Annotated in this window: 12 protein-coding genes and 1 pseudogene; all 13 read right to left on the bottom strand. The window is 60.7% G+C overall.

Annotated features, from left to right (window positions below; all coding sequences use genetic code 11):
* Positions 1-26: 26 nt before the first annotated feature.
* Positions 27-1,703, bottom strand: coding sequence for a CTP synthase (locus tag HGSM_RS07725; protein WP_019148174.1), 1,677 nt, complete (start codon positions 1,701-1,703; stop codon positions 27-29).
* Between the two features lie 119 nt (positions 1,704-1,822).
* Positions 1,823-2,911: a glycosyltransferase family 4 protein gene (locus tag HGSM_RS07730; protein ID WP_040594887.1), complete on the bottom strand. Its 1,089-nt coding sequence runs from the start codon at positions 2,909-2,911 to the stop codon at positions 1,823-1,825.
* A gap of 5 nt (positions 2,912-2,916) precedes the next feature.
* A complete protein-coding gene (gene murJ, locus HGSM_RS07735) occupies positions 2,917-4,527 on the bottom strand; it encodes a murein biosynthesis integral membrane protein MurJ (protein WP_019148176.1) in 1,611 nt (536 codons plus the stop codon).
* A complete protein-coding gene (locus HGSM_RS07740) occupies positions 4,524-5,411 on the bottom strand; it encodes a hypothetical protein (protein ID WP_019148177.1) in 888 nt (295 codons plus the stop codon). Before HGSM_RS07740 ends, murJ begins: the two co-directional genes overlap by 4 nt.
* A 13-nt stretch (positions 5,412-5,424) precedes the next feature.
* Positions 5,425-6,465 carry a copper transporter gene (locus tag HGSM_RS07745; protein WP_019148178.1) on the bottom strand — a complete coding sequence of 347 codons (1,041 nt, stop codon included), beginning with the start codon at positions 6,463-6,465 and terminating at the stop codon, positions 5,425-5,427.
* A gap of 47 nt (positions 6,466-6,512) precedes the next feature.
* On the bottom strand, positions 6,513-7,700 hold the full coding sequence (gene steA, locus HGSM_RS07750) for a putative cytokinetic ring protein SteA (RefSeq protein ID WP_051009771.1): 1,188 nt from the start codon (positions 7,698-7,700) through the stop codon (positions 6,513-6,515).
* A gap of 5 nt (positions 7,701-7,705) precedes the next feature.
* A complete protein-coding gene (recN, locus tag HGSM_RS07755; protein WP_019148180.1) occupies positions 7,706-9,442 on the bottom strand; it encodes a DNA repair protein RecN in 1,737 nt (578 codons plus the stop codon).
* Positions 9,435-10,430, bottom strand: coding sequence for an NAD kinase (locus HGSM_RS07760; protein ID WP_019148181.1), 996 nt, complete (start codon positions 10,428-10,430; stop codon positions 9,435-9,437). Before HGSM_RS07760 ends, recN begins: the two co-directional genes overlap by 8 nt.
* 1 nt (position 10,431) lies before the next feature.
* Complete coding sequence (locus tag HGSM_RS07765; protein WP_019148182.1) at positions 10,432-11,412, bottom strand: TlyA family RNA methyltransferase; 981 nt, start codon at positions 11,410-11,412, stop codon at positions 10,432-10,434.
* A gap of 20 nt (positions 11,413-11,432) precedes the next feature.
* Entirely contained in the window at positions 11,433-11,591 is a 159-nt protein-coding gene (locus tag HGSM_RS14395) for a hypothetical protein (protein ID WP_019148183.1), read from the bottom strand.
* A 74-nt stretch (positions 11,592-11,665) separates the two neighbouring features.
* Positions 11,666-11,956, bottom strand: a complete 291-nt coding sequence (locus tag HGSM_RS15000; protein ID WP_326550017.1) for a hypothetical protein — start codon at positions 11,954-11,956, stop codon at positions 11,666-11,668.
* The gene (locus tag HGSM_RS07770; protein WP_326550019.1) at positions 11,937-12,683 is read right to left on the bottom strand and encodes an HAD-IIA family hydrolase; all 747 of its coding nucleotides are present in this window, start codon (positions 12,681-12,683) and stop codon (positions 11,937-11,939) included. Before HGSM_RS07770 ends, HGSM_RS15000 begins: the two co-directional genes overlap by 20 nt.
* 1 nt (position 12,684) lies before the next feature.
* A pseudogene (locus HGSM_RS14620) lies at positions 12,685-13,584 on the bottom strand (hypothetical protein); the annotation flags it as partial.

A 13,584-nucleotide genomic window follows, 5' to 3' on the forward strand; every position in this document is an offset into this window, starting at 1 on the left:
ACGACGCGCCCTGCGGCATGCTCAGATCAGTTCGCCTGGAACTCGAGCGCGGCCTTTACCAGGCCGTCGAACAGTGGGTGCGCCTTGGTCGGGCGCGACTTGAACTCAGGGTGAGCCTGAGTCGAGATGTAGTACGGGTGGACCTCACGAGGAAGCTCCACAAACTCAACGAGATTCCCATCAGGCGAGGTACCCGAGATCACGAGGCCCGCCTCCGTGAGCTGGTCGCGGTACGAGTTGTTGACCTCGTAGCGGTGACGGTGGCGCTCGGAAACCTCAGTGGTGCCGTAGACCTGTGCTGCCACGGAGCCCTCTGCGAGTACCGCGTCATACGCACCGAGACGCATGGTTCCGCCGAGGTCGCCAGCACCCTCAACGAACTCCTGCTGCTCTTCCATGGTCGCGATGACCGGGTACTTGGTCTGTGGGTCGAACTCAGAGGACGACGCGCCCTCGAGTCCAATGATGTTGCGCGCGTACTCCATGACCATGGACTGCATTCCAAGGCAGATGCCGAGGGTTGGGACCTTGCCCTCTCGCGCCCAGCGCAGTGCGCCGATCTTTCCGTCAATGCCGCGGACACCGAAGCCACCTGGAACCAGGATTGCGTCAGCGCCAGAAAGCGCGTCCTGCGCACCCTCAGGGGTCTCGCAAAGGTCAGCTGCAACCCAACGGATGATCACCTTGGTGTTGTTGGCAAACCCGCCGGCGCGCAGCGCCTCTGTGACTGAAAGGTAGGCGTCAGGGAGATCGATGTACTTGCCAACGAGTGCAACCTCAACCTGGTGCTTAGGGTTGTGCACCTCTTCAAGGAGCTTGTCCCACTCGGTCCAGTCAACGTCGGTGACGGACAGACCGAGGCGGCGAACCACGTACGAGTCGAGGCCCTCGGAGAAGATCACGCGAGGGATGTCATAGATGCTTGGCGCGTCCTTGCAGGTGACCACGGCTTCCTGGTCAACGTCGCACATAAGCGCGATCTTGTCCTTGACTGGCTGTGGGATGTCGCGGTCGGTGCGGAGCACGATTGCGTCAGGCTGGATACCAATGGAACGCAGCGCAGCAACCGAGTGCTGGGTTGGCTTGGTCTTCAGCTCACCCGAAGGGCCGATGTATGGGACGAGCGAAACGTGGACAAAGAACACGTTGTCGCGGCCGAGCTCGTGGCGCACTTGACGCGCGGACTCGAGGAATGGCTGCGACTCAATGTCGCCAACGGTTCCACCGATCTCCGTGATAATCACGTCGACGTTGTCACCGGCCTGAGCGCGCATGCGCTCCTTGATCTCGTTCGTAATGTGAGGGATTACCTGGACGGTGTCACCCAAGTATTCGCCGCGGCGCTCCTTGGAGATCACTCGGGAGTAAACCTGACCCGTGGTCACATTGGCGACCTGGTCAAGGTTGACGTCTAGGAAGCGTTCATAGTGACCGATGTCGAGGTCAGTCTCGGCGCCGTCTTCAGTAACAAAGACTTCACCATGCTGGAAGGGGTTCATCGTGCCTGGATCCACGTTCAGATATGGATCGAGTTTCTGCATGGTCACACGCAGGCCACGGGAGCGCAGAACGCGTCCGAGCGAAGAAGCGGTGAGTCCCTTACCAAGGGAGGAGGCTACACCTCCCGTCACAAAGATGTGCCGTGTCACCTTTGACGGCTCGTTCTCAACTGATTTACCGGGTGCGTTCGCGTCATCTACCACGGAATTTAATGTTAGCAGTGAGGTGTGCTTCTGCCACCAGTAAGCGCACGTTCAGCAAGGTGATGTTCAACTCTTGCAAAAATCGGACAAGTCTGGAGGCGCCAGTTTCCGCAGGTGAATCAGCCCTCGTACACATCCTTGAGGAACGCTAGCACCTGCGCGGCGCCCGGGAGTTCCTCCGACTGAGCACGTGACTTCGCCTCGAGCGTCGCCATGCGCTCCTGATTAGTCAAAACGGCAGCGACAGCATCCGCCATGATCGACTCGTCACCCACGGGAACGAGGACTGCAGCGTCCCCCGTCACCTCGCTCGTTCCTCCGGCGTCCGTGGCCACGATCGCGCGGCCAGCACGCAGCGCCTCCTGCACGGCAATAGGCTGCCCCTCCCACACCGCCGCGTTGACCACCAGGTCAGCCGCTTCAAGGAGGTCGGGGACATCGGAACGTCTGCCCAGAAGCGTCACGGGCGCGCCCAGAGTATCAATCTGCTTCTGGAGCCCCTCGCGCAGTGGGCCATCTCCCGCCACGATCCAGTGCATCGTAGGTGCCTGCTTGCTCGCGAGAGCGGCGGCGCGCACGAGAGTGTCGAGGCCCTTTTGCGGGGCCAGACGTGCCACGGTCAGGACCAGAGGTGAGTCGGCGGACCAGCCAGCAATATCGTCGCAAATGTGGGAGCGCAGTTGCGCGCGCGGCGCGCTCACATTCCCACGCGGCGGGGCTGGAACTAACGCACGACCAAATGTCTTGGCACCGAGGCCGTCCATGCGCTCGACGATGTCGAGCGAGACGCCAAGGACCGCGTCAGCGGACTTGGCTACCACGCGCTCGAGGATGGCAGTGACGGACTGGACCTTCCAGGAACCCACGGGGAGATTATGCAGGGTGACCACGAAGCGGGGGCGCTTAGCGCCCGGAATGGACTTCACTGCCATCCCCACCAACGCCGCAGCGCGAAGGCCGTGCGCGTGCACGACATCTGCATTTTTGGCGAGTTCGCGCAGCTGGCCCACGACCCCGGCATCGCTCGCACGGGGGCGGTCCAGGATCTCGACGGCAGCATGCCGAGCGATCGGCGTGAACTTGTCACGTAGCTGGGACGGAGAAGCAATCATGACGTCCTGGCCATCCTCGACGAGGAGTTCGGAGATCTGCGCGACGTGTTGTGCGACCCCGCCTGCGCTCGAACCGAGTACCTGAATAATCCGCATGTTGTTCACTTTCCAGCGCGCACCGAACGGAGCTGCTTGATGGTCTTGCGGTCGAGAATCACGATGACAACGAGGGCGACAACCAGTGCGACGGCCGCCGCTACGAGGCCCTGTCCGATGCTGGCCCACAGCTCTCCCGCTGCGCTAGGCATCAAGCGAACAACGCTGAGCCCCGCGAGCGACGCAAGCGCTGCTGCAACGAGCGAGACGGCTGCCGTGCGGGCGACGCCGCGAACAGCCTGGCCGCCACACGACCTCCGAACGGCGACGAGAAGGAGAACACCCGCAACCGTCATGCCCACAGATTGAGAGGCACTGACCAGAGTCAACACTTGGTCGGGTGCGATCGTGACACCGGGCAGGAACGGCAGAGCCGATCCCGCTGCCGCCACGAGCCAGCCCGTGGCTGTGGCAACCACTGCCTGCCGCCCTAGGTCGCGAGAGTACAGGACCCTCGAACATAACAAGATCAGGGAGAAGCCCACCAGTCCTGGCGCCGCCCATGTAATCGCCGCGGCCATTCCGTCCACCGAGCCTGCGGTAAATGATGAGAAGAAATCCTGCAGTGGCTGGCTCGCCGCGATGAGGAGCGCCGCACCGAGGAATGAAACCACAAGTACGATGCGCGTCACCTTGGACGACATCGCGGCGAAGGCCTCATGCTCGTTGTTGGAGGCGTGCGCTGCAATCCGAGGGAACATGCTCGTGGCGAGTGGTACAACAAGAACCGCGTACGGAAGGACGTAGACGGCCTGCGAGTACTGGAAGAGGTTGAAGGTCTCCCCCGTGCCGAAACGGCCCGAAACCTTCATGACCACAAGCATCGCTGCCTGCTGCGCGAGCAGCGCACCAATGCCGGCAAAGGCTAGGTTGCGTGCGCGCCGGCCCATGCCCTCGGGGAAGGTCAACGAGGGCCGCAGCCCGAGTTTGAGTGCCCTAACGGGGAGTGCCATGGTTGCGGCCATTGCTAGGACGCCAGCGGTGGTTCCCCATGCAAGCACCTCAACCGATTGGGCGGTCAACTGCTCGACGTTGGCTTGGTTCCCCTGAGCTAGGGTGCCAAAAATGAAGTAGGTGGCAATCACAACAAGCGAGGAGAACAGCGGGGCGAGCGCCGGCCAAGTGAACCGTTTGTGCGCCTGCAGGATACCGCCAAACACGACGCCCACACCGTAGAGCGGGATCTGCACGGCAAAGACCCTCAAGAAGAAGATAGCCTTTTCCTCGAGTTCTGGCGTGCGCATGTCCGAGAGCAGCGCGATGGTCTGCGGGGCGAACACCACGAGAAGCAGCGCAAGCGGAACGAGCGCAGCAAGGGTCCAGCAGAGGAGCGCCGAGGAGGCACGTCGGAGGGCCGCATCGTCGCCCTTGCTCAGCGCGCCAGCGAGCAGTGGCACCACCGCACCAGCGAGTGCGCCGCCCGCGACGACTTCAAAGAGGACATTTGGGAGTTGGTTCGCCACCGCGTAGGGCTCAGCGATACCAGCCGTACCCACCCACGAGGCCTGCGCCATCCACCGCCCGAACCCAAGGACTCGGCTCAGCAGAGTGACTATGGAGATGAGGGCCGCGGCGCCAGCGAGCGTCTGAAGCCGGGCAGCAAGCCGTGGACTCACGTGAGAGCGTCTCCATCAGCGCCATCGGTTGATGGTTCGTCCACTGGGGGCATCGCTGGGCGGCGACCGAACATGTCGATTCGGTTGAGCCACTCGTTGTCAGCGATCACCTGCGAAAACGAGACCTTTTCGCTTGCCAGAGTCAGGTAGATGATGCCAGCTGCACCGCCAAGGCGCAGAACGCGGCACGAGCGCTGAGTGAAGGCTGTGCCGATGAGGGCGCCCAGCGCATTCGCGCCGGAGTCTCCCAGCATGTCACGCTCTCCGAGGTCCCCTGGGAAGGCCGCGGCGGAGGCGCCAACCACGCTTCCGGCTGCCGACGATCCCGTGAGCAGGAGTGGAGCGGACGCGATGACCGAGGCCTTCAATGCCCGTCCAGGACGCAAGTCGAGGAGGTTCCACAGGTTAGCGGAACCAGCGATGATCACGGTGTCCAGCACAACGTCGAAGGCACCGCGCTTCTTCTTGCGCGAGTTTCCTATGAGTGCCGCCACGCCTGCGGACGCACCGATACCGATGATCTTGAGACCACCCGTGGTCAGGTTCCCCTTTGCGAGTTCCCCGAGGTGGCCCTTGAGTCCCTTGGCGCGGATCGACGTGTCCTCCTCGAGGTCGTCATACAGGCCAAACGCGGCGGCCCCTGCGCAGGCAGCGGCCTGTGCAAGACGCTCGGTGAATTTGGAGGAACCCGCAACTAGGGAGCTGGCGGCGAGGCCCGCCGCTACGGCGGGGCCTTCCATCAGCGAGATCGGCTCACCACGGTGATTCGTTCGAGTCCAGCGCTCGGCTCCACCGGGCGCAGAGGAGTCCAGCGACCTCCGCACACCGAATGTCACGGCGGCTGCGAGGCCCGAGGCAACTACCGTACGACTCAGGAATCCCATGATCGAGTACCGCCTAGTCCTTCTTCTTGGTGGTGTTCGCGTTGTCCGTTGTGCCCTCTGGAGGGGCAACCACGGTGCGGTCGGGTTCTGGGAGGGTCACGGCTGCAGGCACGAGCGCTGTCGCGCTTGGCTCGAAGCCAAAGTGGCCGACCTTCTTGCCGATCGCTGCGGACAAAGCGAGCGGAGTGTTCAGAGCGCCAACAGGCTCGTTGACCTCGGAGACCGTTGCGACGATCTTGAGTGCGGTGCTGTTGCCACGGATCGTAGAGATGAGGTCAGTTGCAACAACGCGAGGAGAAGCAACCACAGCACCTTCGGTGCCACGACCTGCAGCCTCTGCAATGTTGAGTCGGAGTGCGGATGCTGCTCCATAGTCAGGAGCTTCTGCGCCCTCGGCTGCTGCCGTTTCGGCGCCAGCGTTCGAGTTGTCAATGATAACGGCAGCGTCCACTGGGATTGGGTCGAACTTGACCAGGTTGACCAGCTGGGCGCCCTGGAGGACGTCCATTGCCAGTCCGGCATCAGCTGACAACTCGTCCGCGCTCGTGTCCGACTTCTCGGACAGTGCGGAGATCAGAGCCGAGGCAAGGAGCTTGTCGGATGCGAGGTCGCGCTGGTCCTCAGGCAGGTACTCCGCCAGAGAGGTTGCGTACGACTGGCGCGCGTCTGCCTGCTCCGGGTCGGTCCACGCGTCACCGATCGTGATGCGCGCTGGCACGGTGGCACCCGCATACTGAAGCTGCTTCTCAACCGACTCATACAGTTCGTCGGAGACCTCGCCCATCTGGAGGACAGCGATGCGGCGGTCCTTCAAGGTGTCAAACGCTACGCGCTTCGAGGCAGCCGAAACATACTCTTCAAGCTCTGTGCGCTTGGCGGTTTCGTCGGTTAGCTGCGCGCGAATCTCTTCCTTTTCGGTGCGCAGCTGCTCGACCTGACCGGTGAGCTGGTCACCAATGGTCTCCTTCAGCGGGCCGGCGCCGAGAATGATGCCAACGGCAAGCGCGAGGAACACCGAAATCAGGGAGACGATGTGGTACCGGAAGTCAATCACTTTGATAAGTGCTTTCTGTTTGAGTGACCGTTACAAAAGGTCGAAAACTAGTTGTTCCACCAGGCCAAGGATCCGATCCAAGACCACAGGTCGTCGAAGCGTGCGCCAACAATCCCAAATAGGGTCTGGCCCACGGTCGTCGAGGCAAGGGCAGCCGCGACCGCGATCAGTCCGGCCACCGCAAGAAGAATCAGTTGGCCGTTCGAAATCCGCTGGCGGTATAGGCGGGACACGCCCTTTGCGTCAACAAGCTTTCCGCCAACTCGCAGACGGGTAAGGAAGGTTGAAGCCATTCCCGCGCGGCCCTTGTCGAGGAACTCGACCAAGGTTGCGTGCGTACCAACGGCCACGATGAGCTCGGCGCCAAGATCATCGGCGAGCAACATGGCAATGTCCTCACTCGTTCCCGTTGCAGGGAAGACGAGGTGCTCAACGCCCAGCGCGGCCACGCGCTCGGAACCGGGAGCCTTGCCATTACGGTAGGCGTGGACCACGATCTCGGCGCCAGAACGCAGAGCCTTGTCGGAAACCGAGTCCATATCGCCGACGATAAGGTCAGGCTTCCAACCCGCCTCAATAATCGCGTCGGCTCCTCCATCGACCCCAATCAAGATCGGACGGTACTCCTTGATGTATGGCCGAAGAGTCTGCAGGTCTTCCTTGTAGTGGTAGCCACGGACCACAATCAGGACCTGACGGCCCTCGATCTTCGTCTTGATCGGTGGGACGCCAACTCCATCAAGGAGAAGTTCTCGCTCTTTGCGCAGGTAATCCATCGTGTTGGCAGCGAATGACTCAAGTTGAACCGAGAGTCCCTCACGAGCCTCATCAAGAGCAACGTCGATCGTTTCCTGGGTCTGCAGCACACCCTCGGCAACCAACACATCATCAACGAACACCGCGTTATCGCGGATCTCGATGCGCTTGCCTTCCTTGATACCCATGACATCCGGACCAAGGTCATCAATGAGGGTAATACCAGCCTCAACAAGGATGCCTGGGCCCAGGTTCGGGTACCTGCCGGAGATTGACTTGGCGGAGTTCAGCACCGCGCTCGGTTGTTGACCCACAAGCGCATCGGCAGCTACGCGGTCAATGTCCGTGTGGTTGATGACCGCGATATCACCTGCGTCAAGGCGCTTGGTGAGGTCCTTGGTTCGGCGATCGACCTTGGCGATCCCCCGAAGGTACTCGGACGATTCGTTTTCGTCTCTAACAGTTCTCTTAAGCTTCATCAGATTCATGATCTCACAGACGCCATGTGTAGAAGTTCCTTGGCATGTTCAAGCGCGGAGGCCGACTCGGTCTGGCCCGAAAGCATGCGCGCAAGTTCTGAAACGCGCTCACTGCCGGTCACCACCCGAAGCCCCGATTGGGTAACAAGCTCGCCGTCGGCGTCTTGAGAACGGCTTGTACCCTTCGCAACTACCAAGTGTTGGTCTGCAAAGGCGGCGACCTGAGGAAGGTGGGTCACCACAATCACCTGGAATGTACGCGCCAACCGCGCCAAACGCTTACCGATCTCAATCGCCGCTTGGCCTCCAACACCCGCGTCGACTTCATCAAAGATCATGGTGGGAACTCCCCTCGCCCCCGACGTGGAAGCGGTCGCGAGAGTCACCTCAAGCGCGAGCATCACACGAGAGAGCTCACCGCCAGATGCACCCTTACCGAGCGGGCGGGCAGGTGCGCCAGGATGCGGAGTGAGAAGCATTGTCACAGAGTCTCGTCCCCACGGACCTAGCTCCTCTGACTGCTCCATATCCACGCTGATGTGGGCGCCCTTCATAGCCAATCCCGCAAGTTCCGCGGTGACTGCCTCGGACAGGTGGGTCGCAGCGGTGGCCCTGCCAGCAGTGATCTTGCCAGCGAGCTCTTCGAGCTGCACGGTGAGCGCCGCAACCTCGTCTGCCAGACGCTCAATGTTGGACGAATCGTCTTCCAAATCAAGTAAGCGCAAACCGGCATTGCTCGCCCACGCAAGTACATCGTCGATAGTTTCGCCGTATGTGCGAGTCAGTGACGCAAGATCAGAACGCCGCTGTTCGACGAACTCGAGGCGGGCTGGATCAGAATCCAGCAGATCTAGGTACTGGGCGAGCTCGGTGGCAGCATCGGACAGCGCGAAGGAAGACTCTTGGATCTTCTCTGCGATCGCTTGCAGTTCAGGATCATGGGAAGCCGAGGCGCCAAGCGCACGGTGAGCCTGGTCGAGAAGGCCAATGACGTTGGCGGCGAACTCACCTTCGGAGAACTCCTCGCCGTTCAAAACGGTGTGTGCCTCCTGCGCCGCGGCACGTAACTGCTCAACATTGCTGAGCCGCTGTGACTCCGCAGCCAACTGCTCGTCCTCGTGCTCCTGCGGATCAATTCGCTCGACCTCTGCGAGCCCGATGCGGAGCAGTTCGGATTCACGGGCTCGGTCCGCAGCTGCGCGGCTCAACTCCTCCAACTTGGCCTCAGCAGCGGAACGGGCGTTCCACAACTCGCGGTAGCTCACCAAAAGGTGCTCATGGTCCACGCCTGCGAACTCATCTAGAGCCTCACGCTGTTTCGAAGGTGTCCGAAGGCGCATTTGCTCGGACTGACCGTGAATCGTGACGAGCTCACGAGCAACATCCGAGAGAACCTGTTGCGGCACTGAACGTCCGCCAAGAAACGTGCGGGAACGACCCGCTGAAGCAACGGAACGAGACACAATCAGCGCTTGGTCATCGTCGAGGATACCGCCGGCATCGTCGACCATCTCCGAGACAGTGGAATTGATCTGGGAAATCCTGCCCTCAACCACGGCCCGGTCCGCACCAGAACGGACGGTCGCAGGGTCAGCCTTGGCGCCCATGAGAAGCGACAGCCCAGTCAAGACCATCGTTTTTCCCGCTCCGGTCTCACCAGTAATTGCGGTCAGACCACCGCGAAGCTCAACCTGAGCCGTAGAGATGACACCGAGGTTCTCAATATGGATTTCCTCAAGCACCAGGCAACTCCTTGGTGTTTGCGTCTGGGTTTGCGGAGGACCTGACAATACCTCCGTGAAGGTCTGCGGAGCTCATGGGATCGCGGTGATTCGCGTCCCGCCAGCCCACCACAGGAAGTTTGAACTTGGAGACCAAGCGGTCTGTGAAGGTTGAGGTGTTGAGACGCGCAAACACGATCGGGTTAGGGCTGGTCTTGAGCTCGACCCTAGATCCCGGAGGAAGTGCGGTTTGGCGCCGACCATCTGTGATGAGAACACCGGGGACCGATGACTCGGCGAGGATGTCCACGTGGATGTCGCTTCCGGGACCCACCACAAGCGGCCTTGCAAAAAGTGCGTGGGCGGCGACGGGCACAACGACCTTCGCAGCCACATCCGGCCACACAACGGGGCCACCGGCGGAGAACGCGTGAGCGGTGGAACCTGTAGCGGTCGCAGTGATCACGGCGTCGCAACCAAAAGAGGAAACGGGGCGTCCATCAACCGCAAGTGAGACCTCAATCATCTTGGCGGGTTCAGACTTCTCCACTGCGGCCTCATTGAGGGCCCAGTCACGCACCGGCTCGGCAAAGCCCGGACGGAACACAGTGACCTGGAGAATTCGACGTTCTTCTACCTCGTAGTCCCGGCCAGCAATGCGGCGAACTGCGGCAGCAAGATCGTCACGTTCGCTCTCCGCAAGGAAGCCAACGTGTCCAAGGTTGATGCCAACGAGAGGCACATCGGAACCAAACACGAGCTCTGCTGCGCGCAAGATAGTGCCGTCGCCGCCTAGAACGATGACAATCTCGAAGTCCTCAATACGAATACCACCCGTATGCCCAGCACTACTGAACACCTCAACACCAAGGTCCTGGACCAGGTGGGAGGGCAGGTCAGCGGCGTAGACGATGAACCCCAGATCACGAAGTGAAGGAATCGTCGAGCGGAGTGCGGTGATTGCCTCCTGGCGTCCGCTGTGCGTGACGAGAAGTACGTTCCGAGACACGTTAGCTCCGTTCCACCCAGAACACCGACGTTTCAGCGACGGCATCAGACGAAGGCATACCCTTTGCTTTCTGTGAAGGCACACCATTGGGAAGTGTCATTGCACCACGTGCTCCGACGCTGTGTGCGCTATCCACAGCTAGGTTAATAGCGCGCGCATAGGCTCGGTCGCGTTCCTGATCTTCATCAGCCGCAGGTTCCGAGCCACTAGGTACAACGGTAGCCGAGGCGGATGACTTCGCCATGCGAGGATCGCGCAACCACACAAAATACTCACGGTTTCCGTGCGGTCCAGGCAGCGCGGACGGGGAAACCGCCACGAGTTCAAGGCCCTCGCCTCGGGCACACTCGACGACGCGCGAAATTGCCAGAACATGAAGCGCAGGATCGCGGATCACTCCCCCAGCCCCCACGCTCGCTTTGCCCACTTCGAACTGTGGCTTAACCATCAGCAACAGATCTCCCCCGTGTGCAACAGTGCGAGTGAGGGCGGGCATCAGCAAGGTAAGGGATATGAAGGACACGTCCGAGACGATGAGAGAAGGCTCGAATGGTAGGTCGGACGCAACCAGGTTCCGCGCGTTATAGCCTTCCACAACGTGAACTCGCGGATCATTCCGGATGGAGTCAACCAATTGATCGTGCCCGACGTCGAGGGCAACAACCTCGGAAGCACCGTAGCGCAGCAGAACGTCTGTGAATCCACCAGTCGACGCACCGACGTCGAGTGCTTGCGCACCGCTAACCAAGGCCTCACCCTGCGGGATTGCTTCCAGCGTTCGCAACAACTTAAACGCGGCACGCGAAGCATAGTCGTGAGCGTTTGCGCCCTTGAGAGAAAGATCACTTGCTTCGGCCACCTGGTGCGACGCCTTCGTGATCAGCAACCCGTCAACGAAGACTTTGCCTTGGCTGATGAGCTGTGCCGCTCGTGATCTCGAGCGGGCAAGTCCTCGCTCAACTAGCGCAGAATCGAGACGCACATTTTCCTTTGATGTGAAAACTAGTTCCTATTGAGATCGAGCGAAATCTTCAGCTCTTCAATGAGGGATTCAAAAATTGGGGCGTGTTCCTCGATGCCAGCACCCTCAATCGCAGCGTCTAAGTCTAGAAACTGCGTAGGTACGGACAGAGCATCGCCCTGAGTTGGGTTGAGTTCCATGTTTTCTTCTCCCCTGTGTGGTCGGCCCGTTCACACGGGCCGACCAAAGATTTAAGTCAGGAAAGACTCTATGTTCACAGGGTTGTGAAATGTGGAATCGAATCGGTGTTAATTTTCCCACCCGCATCCACGTGCGACCACACTGCGTTGCATGCTGCGCGCACAATATCCAACTCATCTGCATGGTCATTCGGAGCAACCACAAGGTTGCCGTCAACCACACGAACGGCCGCGTTTGCGCAGGTGAACCAGTCGCCATCTTGCTTTGGAGCAGGATGGGATTCGAGTAGTCCTCGAAGGTCGCGGGCAATGAAGTGAGGGCGATCTTCCGGGCGAGCCAGAATGTCATGGCGCGCAGAATTCACCCCCCGTCAACACGTGCAAACCGTGATACCCGCCGGCGCGTGCACCCGCGAGGTCGGTGTCCAACCGGTCACCAACAACCAAAGCTGAGCTCGCTCCGGCCTTCTCGATTGCCATCTCATACATCGCCGGAGAAGGCTTGCCTGCGCTAAACGGAACAACGCCAGTTGCGGCGGAAACAGCACCCACAAGGGCGCCGTTCCCTGGCGCATAACCTCGAGCCGTCGGTAACGACAGGTCCAAATTGCTGGCAACGTGGATCGCACCGGCAGAGACTGCGTATGCACCCTCGGCTAGTTGCTCCCAACCGAGCGAGGGATGGAACCCCTGTGCAACGGCCGCGGGCTTGTCGTCCGCAGAGAACACAACCTCGAACCCTTCCGCCTTTACGGCGGTGATCAGGCCCGCGCCGCCCACCACAAGCACCTTTGCTCCAGGAGCAACGTGTGCGTGCAGGAGGCGAGCGCAAGCCTGCGCAGCCGTCATGACCTCTTCAGGTGTTGTCGGGATGTCGAGCGACGATAGCTGACCAGCTACATCCTCGGGCTCACGGGAAGCATTGTTCGTTACGAACACGAGCTTCATTCCGCGAGATCGAGCACCAGCAAGCCCTTCTGCTGCATACTCGATGGGCTCGTGGCCCTTGTATGCGACACCGTCAAGGTCCACCAAAGCCAGAGGATACGCTTCCGCAAGCGGCAGCGAAGATCCAATGATGAGGTCAGACATTTCAGTCTTCGTCCTTGGCTTCTTCGTCTACCGAGTCGTCGGACTCGTCGTCGTTGTCAGCCTCGTCTTCGTCTTCGTCTTCGTCAGAGTCAGAATCTTCGGACTCTTCCTCGTCAAAGTCAGCCTCTTCTGACTCTTCAGCGAGGTCGTAGACCAAGACATCTTCCGAGTCTTCACCAATTGGCTCCTCGATCGAAGCCAGTTCAGCTGGGCTCAGGTGTGAGAGAAGTTCGTCAGCTTCCTCTTCGCGGCCAAGAACCTCACCGAGAATCGCAGCTCGTGCACCAATGACGCGAACCTGAAGGTCGCGGCGTCCGGCTGGGACCTCAATGCTGTCGAGGTGCGCGAGTGCGGCTTCGTTCTCCTCGAGGTCAACACGAGCGCCCGCAACTACAATCCCGAGCTCAACCTGAGCTTCAGGGCTCAGCGTTGCTGCTTCTTCGGACTGCGCGAGTGCAATTGCCTTCTCTGGGCGTCCCAAGCCGCGTTCGCAGTCTGCCATCAGTGGTAGGTGTTCGGAGCTTCCGTTGAGGCGGCGAACGGTGCGGAACTCGCGAAGAGCCTCTGCATAACGTTCGGTGTAGTACGCCGCAAGACCGGCTGCTTCGCGAACGATGTCAACACGTCCGCCGCGGCGGAGCGCTTCCTGCGCGTGCTTGTATGCAAGCTCAGGGTCGGTGTCGAGGAGTTGACCGGTCATGATGAGGTGCAGTCCAACGACCTCTGCGTTTTCCTTCGAGAGCGTACGTAGACGGCCTCGTGCATCGCGGTCCAGCATTGAGAACGTGATGGTCTCAGGGATTGCTGGTGCATCGTGGCGAACACTCGAGTGGCCCTCTTCGCGGCGGTCACCGCGAGGCGCCCGCTCAGTGCGGTCGAAGTTGCGTGGTCCGCGGTCGTC

It is taken from the genome of Timonella senegalensis JC301 (genome assembly GCF_000312125.1).
Taxonomy (GTDB): domain Bacteria; phylum Actinomycetota; class Actinomycetes; order Actinomycetales; family Cellulomonadaceae; genus Timonella; species Timonella senegalensis.